General features: G+C 71.8%; 12 protein-coding genes. All 12 read right to left on the bottom strand.

What is annotated here, in order from left to right; all coding sequences use genetic code 11:
* Positions 1-46: 46 nt before the first annotated feature.
* Entirely contained in the window at positions 47-2,197 is a 2,151-nt protein-coding gene (locus NI25_RS31965) for a primosomal protein N' (protein ID WP_061445783.1), read from the bottom strand.
* A gap of 142 nt (positions 2,198-2,339) precedes the next feature.
* On the bottom strand, positions 2,340-3,548 hold the full coding sequence (gene metK / locus NI25_RS31960; RefSeq protein ID WP_059299511.1) for a methionine adenosyltransferase: 1,209 nt from the start codon (positions 3,546-3,548) through the stop codon (positions 2,340-2,342).
* 239 nt (positions 3,549-3,787) lie between these two features.
* Complete coding sequence (gene coaBC, locus NI25_RS31955) at positions 3,788-4,990, bottom strand: bifunctional phosphopantothenoylcysteine decarboxylase/phosphopantothenate--cysteine ligase CoaBC (RefSeq protein ID WP_061445782.1); 1,203 nt, start codon at positions 4,988-4,990, stop codon at positions 3,788-3,790.
* 168 nt (positions 4,991-5,158) lie between these two features.
* Complete coding sequence (rpoZ, locus tag NI25_RS31950; RefSeq protein ID WP_003977348.1) at positions 5,159-5,431, bottom strand: DNA-directed RNA polymerase subunit omega; 273 nt, start codon at positions 5,429-5,431, stop codon at positions 5,159-5,161.
* Between the two features lie 62 nt (positions 5,432-5,493).
* On the bottom strand, positions 5,494-6,087 hold the full coding sequence (gene gmk, locus NI25_RS31945) for a guanylate kinase (RefSeq protein ID WP_061445781.1): 594 nt from the start codon (positions 6,085-6,087) through the stop codon (positions 5,494-5,496).
* Between the two features lie 37 nt (positions 6,088-6,124).
* Positions 6,125-6,448 carry an integration host factor gene (locus NI25_RS31940; RefSeq protein ID WP_003977346.1) on the bottom strand — a complete coding sequence of 108 codons (324 nt, stop codon included), beginning with the start codon at positions 6,446-6,448 and terminating at the stop codon, positions 6,125-6,127.
* 223 nt (positions 6,449-6,671) lie between these two features.
* The gene (gene pyrF / locus NI25_RS31935) at positions 6,672-7,517 is read right to left on the bottom strand and encodes an orotidine-5'-phosphate decarboxylase (RefSeq protein WP_061445780.1); all 846 of its coding nucleotides are present in this window, start codon (positions 7,515-7,517) and stop codon (positions 6,672-6,674) included.
* On the bottom strand, positions 7,514-8,620 hold the full coding sequence (locus tag NI25_RS31930) for a quinone-dependent dihydroorotate dehydrogenase (protein WP_061445779.1): 1,107 nt from the start codon (positions 8,618-8,620) through the stop codon (positions 7,514-7,516). The genes pyrF and NI25_RS31930 overlap by 4 nt, the downstream gene beginning before the upstream one ends.
* 51 nt (positions 8,621-8,671) lie before the next feature.
* Complete coding sequence (gene carB / locus NI25_RS31925; RefSeq protein WP_061445778.1) at positions 8,672-11,980, bottom strand: carbamoyl-phosphate synthase large subunit; 3,309 nt, start codon at positions 11,978-11,980, stop codon at positions 8,672-8,674.
* Complete coding sequence (gene carA, locus NI25_RS31920) at positions 11,973-13,115, bottom strand: glutamine-hydrolyzing carbamoyl-phosphate synthase small subunit (RefSeq protein WP_061445777.1); 1,143 nt, start codon at positions 13,113-13,115, stop codon at positions 11,973-11,975. The genes carB and carA overlap by 8 nt, the downstream gene beginning before the upstream one ends.
* The gene (locus NI25_RS31915; RefSeq protein WP_061445776.1) at positions 13,112-13,687 is read right to left on the bottom strand and encodes a hypothetical protein; all 576 of its coding nucleotides are present in this window, start codon (positions 13,685-13,687) and stop codon (positions 13,112-13,114) included. Before NI25_RS31915 ends, carA begins: the two co-directional genes overlap by 4 nt.
* The gene (locus NI25_RS31910; RefSeq protein WP_061445775.1) at positions 13,684-14,970 is read right to left on the bottom strand and encodes a dihydroorotase; all 1,287 of its coding nucleotides are present in this window, start codon (positions 14,968-14,970) and stop codon (positions 13,684-13,686) included. Before NI25_RS31910 ends, NI25_RS31915 begins: the two co-directional genes overlap by 4 nt.
* Position 14,971 lies beyond the last annotated feature (1 nt).

Below are 14,971 nucleotides of genomic sequence, written 5' to 3'. Positions count from 1 at the left end.
GAGGGCCGCGGCATGTCGGCCCGGCACCGACACGCGCCGGCCCGTCTCACCCGATGTCGGGCGGATCGATCCGCACCCACACGGCCGTGTCGCCTCCCCGTGCCGTCCGCGCCGCCTGAGCGGCCTTCAGCGCACCGGCCAGCGCCGCCCCGCGCCCCGGCGGCACCCGAACCAGCGCACGATCCCAGTGCTCCCCGGGCGGGGGCGCGCCCACCCGCCGCGGCCGCCCCGCCGCCGTGACCGGCAGGGGCACCGGTCCGAGCACCTCCGCCTCCGGCGGCAGTTCGACGGCGCCGAGGAAACCGGTCACCGCCTCCGGGGGTCCCGACACGGCCGCCATCCGCGACACGGGCGGGAAGCCCAGCTCGGCCCGTTCGGCCAGCTCACGCAGCGCGTGGCCGACCGGGTCCCAGCGCACCAGCGCCTGCACCGGCCGCAGTGTCGGCTCGGCGACCGCGACGACGGTGCCCCCGGCGCTGTGCGGGCGCACCAGGGCGGCCGCGGCCAGCCAGCGCCGCAGCGCGTCCTCGCCGGCGCGCAGGTCGGGCCGGCCGAGCATCGCCCAGCCGTCGAGCAGCAGCGCCGCCGCGTAGCCGCCCTCGGCGACGGGTTCGGCCCCCGGGGTGCTCACGACCAGCGCGGGGGCCTCGGACACGGTGTCCAGCACATGCTCACGTCCGGAGGTGCGCACGGGCACGGCCGGGAAGGCCCGCCCCAGCTCCTCCGCGGTGCGCCGGGCCCCCACGATCTGCGCGCGCAGCCGGAAGGCCCCGCACTCCGGACAGTGCCAGGCGCCCTCCTCGCGCCCGCACCAGCCGCACCGCAGGGCGGAGGCGGACTCCTGCCCCTCCAACGGCCCCGAGCAGTGCCGGCACCGCGCGGGCGTCCGGCACGCCGCGCAGGCCATCCTGGGTACGTAACCCCGCCGGGGCACCTGCACCAGCACCGGCCCGTGCCGCAGTCCCTCCCTGACGGCCTGCCAGGCGAGGGTGGGCAGGCGCGCGGCCCGGGCGGCCTCGTCGCGGGCCAGGTCGTGGTCCCCCACGGTCCGCACCAGCGGCGCGGCGTCCCGGACCTGCTCCCGCGTGGCGACCAGGGGCCGGGCCCAGCCGGTCTCCACGAGCTGGGCCGCCTCCACGGTGCAGCTCCAGCCGCCCAGCAGGAAGGCGCACCGGTCCTGGGCGGCGCGCAGCAGCAGGACCTCGCGTGCGTGCGGCTGCGGGGCGTGCGGCTCGCTGTGGCTGTCGTCTCCGTCGTCCCACAGGGCGACCAGACCGAGGTCCCGCACCGGCGCGAACATGGCGGCCCTGGTCCCGATCACGGCCCGTACGGCGCCCCGGCGCACCGCGAGCCACTGCGCGTACCGCTTCTCGGGCCCGGCGTCGGCGGTGAGCACCGCGTGCCGTCCCTCGCCGAGCAGCGCGGTGAGCGCGGCGTCGGCGCGGGCGACGGCCCGTCCGTCGGGCAGGACGGCGAGGGCGCCCCGGCCGGAGGCCAGCGTGGCCGCCACGGCCCGCGCGAGTTCCTCGGGCCACCGCGGGCCGGGCAACGCGTTCCACACCGCGCGCGGCGCACCGCCGGAGGCGAGGGCCGCCACGAACGCGGCACCCTGCTCGTACCGCGCCCACGGCCCCGGTCCGGGCACCGGCGGCGCGGGCAGCGGCTGCGGTGAGGCCCGCTTCTCGGCCCGCGCGTTGCGCGGGGGTACGGCGAGCTGGAGGACGTCGGCGACGCTGCCCGCGTACCGGTCGGCGACCGCGCGGACGAGGCCGAGCAGTTCCTCGTCGAGGATCCGCTCGGGGGAGACCACCTGGGCCAGCGCGGCCAGCGGCCCCGCGTAGTCGGACTCGGCGAGCCGCTCGACGAGGAAGCCGTCGATGAGCCCGCCTCCCTCGCGCCGCCCGTCCCGCACCCGGTGCCGACCGGCTCCGAAGCGCACCCGTACCCGCACCCCGGGCTGGGCGTCGGCGTCCAGTTCCTCGGGCACGGCGTAGTCGAAGTACCGGTCGAGATGGAGGACGCCCTTGTCGACGAGGACCCTGGCGACGGGCAGCTCCTTGGCGAGCGCGGCCCCGCGCCAGGTGCGCGGCTTGGCCCGCGGGGTCTTCGCCTTGCGCACGGTCTCCCGGATGAGCGCGAGCTGCTCGGGCGGCGCGTCCTGCGCGCCGCCCTGATCCGGTCCGTTCTCGCTGCTCACGCCTGCATTCTCGCAAAGACCACTGACAGGCCATGGAAGCGCCGGCACCGGGGCCGGCACCGTGCGACGAGGCCCGGCGCCCCCTTCGGGGACGCCGGGCCTCCTCACGTGCCGTGGGGCGCGACCGCGCCCGGAGCCTGGCTTACAGGCCCGCGGCCTCGCGCAGCGCGTCCACCCGGTCGGTGCGCTCCCAGGTGAAGTCGGGCAGCTCGCGGCCGAAGTGGCCGTACGCCGCGGTCTGGGCGTAGATCGGGCGGAGCAGGTCGAGATCGCGGATGATGGCGGCCGGGCGCAGGTCGAAGACCTCGTCGATCGCCTTCTCGATCTTCTCGGGCTCGACCTTGGCGGTACCGAAGGTCTCCACGAACAGGCCGACCGGCTCGGCCTTGCCGATCGCGTAGGCGACCTGGACCTCGCAGCGGGCGGCGAGGCCGGCGGCCACGACGTTCTTCGCGACCCAGCGCATGGCGTACGCCGCGGAGCGGTCGACCTTCGACGGGTCCTTGCCGGAGAAGGCGCCACCGCCGTGACGGGCCATGCCGCCGTAGGTGTCGATGATGATCTTGCGGCCGGTCAGGCCGGCGTCACCCATCGGACCGCCGATCTCGAAGCGGCCCGTCGGGTTGACCAGGAGACGGTAGTTCTCCGTGTCGATCTTGATGCCGTCCTCCAGGAGCGCCTTCAGCTCCGGCTCGACGACGAACTCCTTGATGTCCGGGGCCAGCAGCGACTCCAGGTCGATGTCGCTCGCGTGCTGCGAGGAGACGACGACGGTGTCCAGCCGGACCGCCTTGTCGCCGTCGTACTCGATGGTGACCTGGGTCTTCCCGTCCGGGCGCAGGTAGGGGATCGTGCCGTTCTTGCGGACCTCGGACAGGCGCTTGGACAGGCGGTGCGCCAGGAAGACGGGCAGCGGCATCAGCGTGGGCGTCTCGTCGGAGGCGTAGCCGAACATCAGGCCCTGGTCGCCGGCACCCTGGCGGTCCAGCTCGTCCTCGTCGCCCTCCACACGGTTCTCGTACGCCGTGTCGACACCCTGCGCGATGTCCGGGGACTGGGCGCCGATGGAGACCGACACGCCGCAGGAGGCTCCGTCGAAGCCCTTCTTGGAGGAGTCGTAGCCGATCTCGAGGATCTTGCCGCGGACCAGGTTGGCGATGTCCGCGTAGGCCTTGGTGGTCACCTCTCCGGCCACGTGCACCAGACCGGTGGTGATCAGGGTTTCGACGGCGACCCGAGAGGTCGGGTCCTCACGCAGAAGCGCGTCGAGAATCGTGTCGCTGATCTGGTCAGCGATCTTGTCGGGGTGACCTTCGGTCACGGACTCCGAGGTGAACAGGCGACGGGACACAACGCTCCCTGGGGTTGCAGCGGCTGCTGGCTGATCATTGGTGGACGGCACGGGGAGCTGCACCCGGCGACGTCCGAGAACAGTTTATCGGTCGCACTCCGCCGCGGGCCCACCCGTCTCAGCTCTCGGGAGGGCTGTGACCTGCGGCACGGGCATTCTGCCCAGAAGGAAGCATCCTTGGCCAGGGGCGCCACGCTGGAATGCGTCGTCTTCGAGGCTGCTTCGAGCGAATGGGCCAGTCATGCCAGTCGCCGGGCGACGAGGTCCCAGACCGCGTCGGCCAGCGCTTCCTTCGGGCCGTGGGCGACCGGCGTCTCGCTGCCGTCGGCACCCAGGATCACCGCCTCGTTCTCCTCGGAACCGAAGGTCTTGCGCTCCCCCACCTCGTTCACCACGAGGAGGTCGCAGCCCTTCCGTTTCAGCTTGGCCCGGCCGTTGGCCAGGACGTCGTCGGTCTCGGCGGCGAAGCCGACGACCACCTGCCCGGGGCGGGCCCGGGTCGCGGAGACCTCCGCGAGGATGTCCGGATTACGCACGAGGGCGATCGGCGCGGGTTCCTGGCCGTCCTTCTTCTTGATCTTCCCGGTGGCGTACGTCGCGGGCCGGAAGTCCGCCACCGCCGCGGCCATGACCACCGCGTCGGCGTCCGCCGCTGCGCGCAGCATCGCCTCGCGCAGCTCCACCGCCGTGCCGACCGGCACCACGTCCACGCCGGCCGGGTCGGGCATCGACGCGTTCGCCGCGACGAGCGTGACGCGGGCGCCGCGGGCGGCGGCGGTACGGGCGAGGGCGTAGCCCTGCTTGCCGGAGGAGCGGTTGCCGAGGAAGCGGACCGGGTCGAGGGGCTCCCGGGTGCCGCCGGCGCTGACGACCACGTGCCGTCCGGCGAGGTCGGGCTCGCGCACCCCGCGGGCCAGGACCCGGCGGCAGACCTCGAAGATCTCGGCCGGGTCGGGCAGCCGGCCCTTGCCGGTGTCGACGCCGGTGAGGCGGCCGACGGCGGGTTCGATCACGACGGCGCCGCGGCGGCGCAGCGTCGCCACGTTCTCCTGGGTGGCCGGGTGCTCCCACATCTCGGTGTGCATGGCGGGGGCGAAGACGACCGGGCAGCGGGCCGTGAGCAGGGTGTTGGTGAGCAGGTCGTCGGCCAGTCCGTGGGCCGCCTTGGCGAGCATGTCGGCGGTGGCCGGGGCGACGACGACCAGGTCGGCGTGCTGGCCGATGCGCACGTGCGGGACCTCGTGGACGTCGTCCCAGACCTCGGTGGAGACCGGGTTGCCGGACAGGGCGGACCAGGTGGCGGCGCCCACGAAGTGCAGTGCGGAGGCGGTGGGGACGACCCGGACGTCGTGCCCGGACTCGGTGAGTCTGCGCAGCAGCTCACAGGCCTTGTAGGCGGCGATGCCGCCGCTGACCCCCAGAACGACCTTGGGCTTGTCCACCGTCTCTCCCCGGTTCGGATACCGCGCTCGGACCACGCGCCGCTCTGACAGCGCGTACGTCCCATCACACACCACAGGCCCGACAGTCGGACTGCCGGGCCTGTGGACAAGTCAGCGTAAGGCTGAAGATATGACCGCCGATACTGCTGATCGCCGATACTTCTGGTGCTACTGCGCCGGGCCCTCGATGGCCTCGGACGTCAGCAGCCCCGCGTTGATCTCGCGCAGGGCGATCGAGAGCGGCTTCTCGTGGACGTGGGTGTCGACGAGCGGACCGACGTACTCGAGGAGGCCCTCGCCGAGCTGCGAGTAGTACGCGTTGATCTGGCGGGCCCGCTTGGCCGCGTAGATCACGAGGCTGTACTTCGAGTCCGTGGCCTCGAGGAGCTCGTCGATCGGCGGGTTGATGATGCCCTCGGGCGCGGAGATGGAAGAGGACACGCTCTACCTTCCGATGGATGGGAAAGATTCTGCCGGGACGATCACAGGACGACCTGTGGCGATCACACGACGTTCGTCAAGGCTAGCAGCTCGCGCGCCACGTCCTCGACGGAGGTGTTCACCAGAGTCTGGTCGAACTCCGGCTCGGCCGCCAGCTCGACCTTGGCCGCGGCGAGGCGGCGCTCGATCACCTCCGGCGGTTCGGTGCCCCGGCCGGTGAGCCTGCGCACCAGCTCGTCCCAGGAGGGCGGGGCCAGGAACACCAGCCGGGCCTCGGGCATGGACTCGCGGACCTGCCGCGCTCCCTGGAGGTCGATCTCCAGGAGCACCGGCTCACCGGACTCCAGGCGCTCCAGCACGGCCGTACGCGGCGTGCCGTAGCGGTTGCCGGCGAACTCGGCCCACTCCAGCAGCTCGCCGTTGGCGATCAGCTTGTCCATCTCCTCGTCGCTGACGAAGAAGTAGTGGACGCCGTGCTGCTCGCCGGGGCGGGGCTTGCGGGTCGTCGCCGAGACCGACAGCCAAACCTCGGGGTGTTCCTTGCGCATATGGGCGACGACCGTGCTCTTGCCGACCCCCGAGGGGCCGGAGAGCACGGTCAGCCGCGGACGTGCGTCCGGGGGTACGGGGGACGTCCCCCGGGGTGTTGCAGCCATGCAGCGATTATTCCAGCAATCGCGGAGTGGTCGGGACTCAGCTGCCGGTGCTGCCGAACTCGCGCTCCAGGGACGCGATCTGGTTGGACCCGAGGCCGCGCACGCGGCGGCTCTCGGAGATGCCCAGTCGCTCCATGATCTGCTTGGCGCGGACTTTGCCCACGCCCGGCAGGGACTCGAGGAGGGCGGAGACCTTCATCTTGCCGATGACGTCGTTCTCCTGACCCTGCTTGATGACCTCGTGGAGGGAGGCGCCGGAGTGCTTGAGTCGATTCTTGACCTCGGCCCGCTCCCGGCGAGCCGCGGCGGCCTTTTCGAGCGCGGCTGCGCGCTGTTCAGGGGTAAGGGGCGGAAGAGCCACGCCTACGTCACCTCGGATGTCGAACTGTCGGATACGGACCGGTGAGGAACCTAGTCGCCCCTCACCTGGTGAGCCACGAGCAACACGCTCGCCCGTTGACTCTCGACGGAGACTAGCGGTCAAGTCCGCCAGAGTCAGCGAGAACAGCGGAAAAGTCCTGGTCAGCCTCCGTCAGGCCGGACATTTAGGACATACTCCCTCTGATTTGAGGATGTATCCAGAGTCAGGAGGCCGTGACCGCGGTCCGGATCTCCGCCGCGAAACGGTCGGCGGCCGTCCGCAAGGCGCCCACGTCGGGACCGTGACGAAGGACACCCCGGCTCACGCTCGGCACCACGTTGCGCACCGCGGCACCGAACACGTGCGGCAGATCCGCCGGCGTGGCCCCCTGGGCGCCGATGCCCGGGGCCAGCAGCGGACCGTTGATGCCCAGGTCGTACGAGGACAGGTCGCCCAGCGTGGCGCCGACCACCGCGCCGAAGGACCCCAGGGGCTCCTCCCCCGCGTTCTCGGCGGCCAGGTGCGCCAGCATCGTCGCCCCGACGCTGCGCCCGTCGTCCCGCACCGCGTGCTGGACCTCGCCGCCCTCCGGGTTGGAGGTCAGCGCCAGCACGAACAGGCCCGCGCCGCTCTCGCGCGCCAGGTCGACGGCCGGCTTCAGGGAGCCGTAGCCGAGGTAGGGCGAGACGGTCAGCGCGTCGGAGAACAGCGGGGCGTCCTTGTGCAGGAACGACTCGGCGTAGGCGGCCATGGTCGAGCCGATGTCGCCGCGCTTGGCGTCCGTCACGACCAGCGCGCCGGCCGCCCGCGCCTCCTGGACCGACTTCTCCAGCACGGCCACGCCGCGCGAGCCGAACCGCTCGAAGAAGGCGCTCTGCGGCTTGAGCACGGCGACCCGGTCGGCCACCGCCTCCACGACGGTGCGGCTGAAGCGCTCGAGGCCGGCCACGTCGTCGTTCAGGCCCCACTCGGCGAGCAGGGAGGCGTGCGGGTCGATGCCCACGCAGAGCGGACCGCGCTCGTCCATGGCGCGGCGCAGCCGGGCGCCGAAGGGTTCCAGTAGCGTCATGCCTTCGTCCTCACGTCGGCGCCGACCGCGTCGGCGAGGGTGGCGTACGGGCTCTGCCGCAGGCGCGCGGCGAGCCCCTTGTGGATGGCCCGGCCCCAGAAGGGCCCCTGATAGATGAACGCGCTGTAGCCCTGGACCAGCGTGGCACCGGCCAGGATGCGCTCCCAGGCGTCCTCGGCCGTCTCGACGCCGCCGACGCCCACCAGGGTGATCCGGTCGCCCACGCGTGCGTACAGACGGCGCAGCACCTCCAGGGAGCGTGCCTTCAGCGGGGCCCCGGAGAGTCCTCCGGTCTCCGCGACCAGTGCGGGCGAGGAGGTCAGGCCGAGGCCCTCGCGCGCGATGGTGGTGTTGGTGGCGATGATGCCGTCCAGGCCCAGCTCAACGGCCAGGTCGGCGACCGCGTCCACGTCCTCGTCTGCGAGGTCCGGGGCGATCTTGACCAGCAGCGGGACGCGCCGGGCGGTCACCGCGCGGTCGGCGGCCTCGCGGACCGCGCTCAGCAGCGGGCGCAGGGCCTCGGTGGCCTGGAGGTTGCGCAGGCCGGGCGTGTTGGGCGAGGAGACGTTGACGACGAGGTAGTCGGCGTGCGGGGCCAGCCGCTCGGCGGACTTCACGTAGTCACCGACGGCCTCCGCCTCGGGGACGACCTTGGTCTTGCCGATGTTGACGCCGACGACGGTCCGGAAGACGGGCGTGCGGGAGGCCAGGCGGGCCGCGACGGCCAGCGAGCCGTCGTTGTTGAAGCCCATGCGGTTGATCAGCGCCCGGTCGCCCACCAGGCGGAACAGCCGCTTCTTGGGGTTGCCGGGCTGCGGCTCGCCCGTGACCGTGCCGATCTCGACGTGGTCGAAACCGAGCATCGCCATGCCGTCGATCGCGACCGCGTTCTTGTCGAAGCCGGCGGCGAGCCCGAAGGGCCCGTGCATGCGCAGGCCCAGCGCCTCGGTGCGCAGCTCCTCGTACCGGGGCGCGAGTGCCGCGGCGACGAAGGTGCGCAGGACGGGGACGCGCACGGCCAGGCGGATCCAGCGGAAGGCGAGGTGGTGGGCCGCCTCCGGGTCCATCCGCTTGAAGACGAGAGAAAAGAAGATCTTGTACATGGTGTCCTCATGAAGAGGGGGACACCGTTTCCGGTGTCCCCCTCGGGGCTGCTAGTCGCGGGCCGCGGTCAGGAATTCGGCGTGTTCCTGGAGTGAACGCACTCCCACGTCTCCGTGGTTGAGGGCGTCGATGCCCTGCACCGCGGCCGCCAGCGCCTGGACCGTCGTCAGGCAGGGCACGGAACGGGCCACGGCCGCCGTACGGATGTCGTAGCCGTCGAGGCGGCCGCCGGTGCCGTACGGGGTGTTGACGATGAGGTCGACCTCGCCGTCGTGGATGAGCTGGACGATGGTCTTCTCGCCGTTCGGGCCGGTGCCCTCGGACTGCTTGCGCACGACGGTGGCGTTGATGCCGTTGCGCTTGAGGACCTCGGCGGTGCCGGAGGTGGCCATCAGCTCGAAGCCGTGGGCGACCAGCTCACGGGCCGGGAAGATCATCGAGCGCTTGTCGCGGTTGGCGACCGAGATGAAGGCGCGGCCCTTGGTCGGCAGCGGCCCGTACGCCCCCGCCTGCGACTTGGCGTAGGCCGTGCCGAAGACGGAGTCGATGCCCATGACCTCGCCGGTGGAGCGCATCTCCGGGCCGAGGACCGTGTCGACGCCGCGGCCGTGGATGTCCCGGAACCGGGACCACGGCATCACGGCCTCCTTCACGGAGATCGGAGCGTCCAGCGGCAGGGTGCCGCCGTCGCCGTTCGCCGGGAGCAGGCCCTCGGCGCGCAGCTCGGCGATGGTCGCGCCCAGCGAGATGCGGGCGGCGGCCTTGGCCAGCGGCACCGCGGTCGCCTTCGAGGTGAAGGGGACGGTGCGGGAGGCGCGCGGGTTCGCCTCCAGGACGTAGAGGATGTCCCCGGCCAGCGCGAACTGGATGTTGATCAGACCGCGCACGCCGACGCCCTTGGCGATGCCCTCGGTGGAGGCGCGCAGCCGCTTGATGTCGAAGCCGCCGAGCGTGATCGGCGGCAGGGCGCACGCCGAGTCGCCGGAGTGGATGCCGGCCTCCTCGATGTGCTCCATGACGCCGCCGAGGTACAGCTCATCGCCGTCGTACAGGGCGTCGACGTCGATCTCGATGGCGTCGTCCAGGAAGCGGTCGACCAGGACCGGCCGGGACGGGCTGATCTCGGTGGACTCGGCGATGTAGGCCTCGAGGCGGGTCTCGTCGTAGACGATCTCCATGCCGCGTCCGCCGAGGACGTAGGAGGGACGCACCAGGACCGGGTAGCCGATCTCGTCGGCGATGGCCTTGGCCTCGCCGAAGGTGGTGGCGGTGCCGTGCTTGGGGGCCGGGAGCCCGGCCTCGGCGAGGACCCGGCCGAAGGCGCCGCGGTCCTCGGCGGCGTGGATGGCCTCCGGGGAGGTGCCGACGATCGGCACGCCGTTGTCCTTCAGCGCCTGCGACAGGCCGAGCGGGGTCTGGCCGCCGAGCTGGACGACGACGCCGGCGACCGGTCCGGCCTGCTGCTCGGCGTGGACGATCTCCAGGACGTCCTCCAGGGTGAGCGGCTCGAAGTAGAGCCGGTCGGAGGTGTCGTAGTCGGTGGAGACGGTCTCCGGGTTGCAGTTGACCATCACGGTCTCGTACCCGGCGTCGGACAGCGCGAAGGAGGCGTGGACGCAGGAGTAGTCGAACTCGATGCCCTGGCCGATGCGGTTGGGACCGGAGCCCAGGATGATCACCGCGGGCTTCTCGCGGGGGGCGACCTCGCTCTCCTCGTCGTAGGAGGAGTAGAAGTACGGGGTCCGCGCGGCGAACTCGGCGGCGCAGGTGTCGACCGTCTTGTAGACCGGGCGGACGCCGAGCGCGTGCCGCACCTGGCGGACGACGTCCTCGCCCAGGCCGCTGATCTCGGCGATCTGCTGGTCGGAGAAGCCGTGCCGCTTGGCCTCGGTGAGCAGGTCGGCGGTGAGCTCGCGGGCCTCGGCGATCTCGTCGGCGATCTCCTTGATGAGGAAGAGCTGGTCGACGAACCAGGGGTCGATCTTCGTGGCGTCGAAGACCTCCTCCGGGGTGGCGCCCGCGCGGATGGCCTGCATGACGGCGTTGATGCGGCCGTCGGTGGGCCGCACGGCCTCGCGCAGCAGCTCGTCCTTGTCGCCGGGCTCGCCGACGAAGGTGAACTGGCTGCCCTTCTTCTCCAGCGAGCGCAGCGCCTTCTGGAAGGCCTCGGTGAAGTTGCGGCCGATGGCCATGGCCTCGCCGACCGACTTCATGGTCGTGGTCAGCGTGGAGTCGGCGCTCGGGAACTTCTCGAAGGCGAAGCGCGGGGCCTTGACGACCACGTAGTCGAGGGTCGGCTCGAAGGAGGCCGGGGTCTCCTGCGTGATGTCGTTCGGGATCTCGTCGAGGGTGTAGCCGACGGCGAGCTTGGCGGCGATCTTGGCGATGGGGAAGCCGGTCGCCTTGGAGGCGAGCGCCGAGGAGCGCGACACGCGCGGGTTCATCTCGATGACGATGACCCGGCCGTCCTCGGGGTTCACCGCGAACTGGATGTTGCAGCCGCCGGTGTCGACGCCGACCTCGCGGATGATGGCGATGCCGACGTCGCGCAGCACCTGGTACTCGCGGTCGGTCAGCGTCATCGCGGGCGCGACGGTGATCGAGTCGCCGGTGTGCACGCCCATGGGGTCGAAGTTCTCGATGGAGCAGACGACCACGACGTTGTCGTTCTTGTCGCGCATCAGCTCCAGCTCGTACTCCTTCCAGCCGAGGATGGACTCCTCCAGGAGCACCTCGGTGGTCGGCGAGAGGGTGAGGCCCTGGCCGGCGATGCGGCGCAGCTCCTCCTCGTCGTGGGCGAAGCCGGAGCCGGCGCCGCCCATGGTGAAGGAGGGGCGGACGACGACGGGGTAGCCGCCGAGCTCCTCGACGCCCTTCATGACGTCGTCCATGGAGTGGCAGATGTAGGACCGGGCGGACTCGCCGTGGCCGATCTTCCTGCGGACCTCCTCGACGACCTCCTTGAACAGGTCGCGGTCCTCGCCCTTGTTGATGGCCTCGACGTTGGCGCCGATCAGCTCGACGCCGTACTTCTCCAGGACGCCGTTGCCGTGCAGCGAGATGGCCGTGTTCAGGGCCGTCTGGCCGCCCAGGGTGGGCAGGAGGGCGTCGGGGCGCTCCTTGGCGATGATCTTCTCGACGAACTCGGGGGTGATCGGCTCGACGTAGGTGGCGTCGGCGATCTCCGGGTCGGTCATGATCGTCGCAGGGTTGGAGTTCACGAGGATGACCCTGAGGCCCTCGGACTTCAGGACCCGGCACGCCTGGGTGCCGGAGTAGTCGAACTCCGCGGCCTGGCCGATGACGATCGGGCCGGAGCCGATGACCAGGACGGACTGGATATCGGTGCGCTTAGGCACGCTGGCCCTCCATCAGGGAAACGAAGCGGTCGAACAGGTAGGCGGCGTCGTGCGGGCCGGCGGCCGCTTCGGGGTGGTACTGGACGCTGAAGGCCGGCCGGTCGAGGAGCTGGAGGCCCTCCACCACGTTGTCGTTGAGGCAGACGTGGGAGACCTCGGCGCGGCCGTAGGGGGTGTCGGAGACCTGGTCGAGCGGGGCGTCGACGGCGAATCCGTGGTTGTGCGCGGTGACCTCGACCTTGCCGGTCGTGCGGTCCTGCACGGGCTGGTTGATGCCGCGGTGGCCGTACTTCAGCTTGAAGGTGCCGAAGCCGAGGGCGCGGCCCAGGATCTGGTTGCCGAAGCAGATGCCGAAGAGCGGGGTGCCGCGCTCCAGGACGCCCCGCATGACCGAGACGGGGTGGTCGGCGGTGGACGGGTCGCCGGGGCCGTTGGAGAAGAACACGCCGTCCGGGTTGACGGCGTAGACGTCCTCGACGGTGGCCGTGGCGGGCAGGACGTGCACCTCGATGCCGCGCTCGGCCATGCGGTGCGGGGTCATGCCCTTGATGCCGAGGTCGACGGCGGCGACGGTGAACTTCTTCTCGCCGATCGCCGGGACGACGTACGCCTCGGTGGTGGCGACCTCGGCGGAGAGGTCGGCGCCGCTCATCTCGGGGGCCTGGCGGACCTCGGCGAGCATGGTGCCCTCGTCGGGCAGCGCGTTGCCGGAGAAGATGCCGACGCGCATGGCGCCGCGTTCGCGCAGGTGGCGGGTGAGGGCGCGGGTGTCGATGCCGGAGATGCCGACGACGCCCTGGGCGGCCAGCTCCTCGTCGAGGGTGCGCGTCGAGCGCCAGTTGGAGGGCACGCGCGCGGGGTCGCGCACCACGTACCCGGAGACCCAGATCTTCTTGGACTCCATGTCCTCGTCGTTGATGCCGGTGTTCCCGATGTGCGGGGCGGTCATCACGACGACCTGGCGGTGGTACGACGGGTCGGTGAGGGTCTCCTGGTAGCCGGTCATGCCGGTGGAGAACACGGCTTCGCCGAAGGTCGCCCCCACGGCCCCGTAGGCGCGGCCGCGGAAGACCCGGCCGTCCTCCAGGACGAGTACGGCGGGAGTCCGGTGGGCTCCCCTGGTGGAGGTCGTCATCGTGCGCCTTCCGTTTCCGTCTTGTTGATCATGTCGTTCAGGGTGTCGACCCACTCGTTGTGCTCGGCCGCGTGGTCGGAGCGGAAGCCGGAGTCGATCAGTTTGCCGCCGTGGGCCCAGGTGACGACCAGCAGGCCGCCCTCGGTGAGGACCTTGCCGGCGATGCCCTTGTCGAGCCGGGCCTCGCGCAGCGCGGCGACGGGGACGAAGAAGTCCGCGGCGCCGGGCCGTACGACGTCCAGTCCCGCGTCCGTCAGCGTGAGCTCGACCCGGCTGCGGGTGCCCAGGCCGTGCGCCACGATGCGGTCGAGCCACTGCCCGGCGGTGGTGGAGCCGTGGTAGCGGCCGCTCAGCACCAGTTTCGCCGCGCCCGGGTCGTCCGGCGCGCCGGGCAGCTCCGGGAGGTCGCTCTGGAGCGTGCCGCGCCACTTCCAGCCCTCGCGCATCAGCCAGTAGACGAGCGCGACGAACAGGCCGAGGCCGACGACCCAGCCGACGCGGGCGGCCCAGTCGGTCACTTCCGCCGATTCCTTCTCGGCGGCCAGCAGGATTACCGGTGCTACAGATGTCACGTGAGCTTCCCGTCGACGAGCGTGGCCTTGCCCCGCAGCCACGTGTGCGTCACACGGCCCGGCAGCTCACGGCCCTCGTAGGGGGTGTTGCGGCTGCGCGAGGCGAAGCCCGCGGGGTCCACCCGGCCACGGTATTCCGTGTCGACCAGGGTGAGGTTGGCGGGCTCACCAGCCGAGACGGGACGGCCGTGTCCGGTGGCCTGTCCGATCTTGGCGGGCTTGAAGGACATGCGCTCGGCGACGCCGGCCCAGTCCAGCAGGCCCGTGTCCACCATGGTCTCCTGCACCACCGACAGCGCGGTCTCCAGGCCCACCATGCCCATGGCGGCGGCGGCCCACTCGCAGTCCTTGTCCTCGTGCGGGTGCGGGGCGTGGTCGGTGGCGACGATGTCGATCGTGCCGTCGGCGAGCGCCTCGCGCAGGGCCAGGACGTCACGCTCGGTGCGCAGCGGCGGGTTGACCTTGTAGACCGGGTCGTAGGACCGGACCAGCTCGTCGGTGAGGAGGAGGTGGTGCGGGGTGACCTCGGCGGTGACGTCGATGCCGCGGGACTTGGCCCAGCGGACGATCTCGACGGATCCGGCGGTCGACAGGTGGCAGATGTGGACGCGGGAGCCGACGTGCTCGGCCAGCAGCACGTCCCGGGCGATGATCGACTCCTCGGCGACGGCGGGCCAGCCGCCGAGACCCAGCTCGGCGGAGACCACGCCCTCGTTCATCTGGGCGCCCTCGGTGAGCCGGGGCTCCTGGGCGTGCTGGGCGACGACGCCGTCGAAGGCCTTCACGTACTCCAGGGCACGGCGCATGATCACGGCGTCGTGGACGCACTTGCCGTCGTCGGAGAAGACGGTGACGCCGGCCGCGGACTCGTGCATCGCGCCCAGCTCGGCGAGCTTGGCGCCCTCCAGGCCGACCGTGACGGCGCCGATGGGCTGCACGTCGCAGTAGCCGGACTCCTGGCCGAGCCGCCAGACCTGCTCGACGACGCCGGCGGTGTCGGCGACCGGGAAGGTGTTGGCCATGGCGAAGACGTTGGTGTAGCCGCCGCTCGCCGCCGCGCGGGTGCCGGTCAGGACCGTCTCGGAGTCCTCGCGGCCGGGCTCGCGCAGGTGGGTGTGGAGGTCGACCAGGCCGGGCAGCAGCACCTTGCCGCCGGCCTCGACCACCTCGGCTCCCTCGGCGGACAGTCCGGTGCCCACCTCGGCGATCGTCGTACCGTCGATCAGCACGTCCTGCGGCTCGCCGCCGAGCACCTTCGCACCGCGGATCAGGGTCTTGCTCATC

The sequence above is a fragment of the Streptomyces sp. CCM_MD2014 genome (assembly GCF_000772045.1).
Lineage (GTDB): Bacteria > Actinomycetota > Actinomycetes > Streptomycetales > Streptomycetaceae > Streptomyces > Streptomyces salinarius.
Note: the sequence above shows the minus strand (reverse complement) of the source record. Positions and strands in the feature narration are given on the sequence as shown.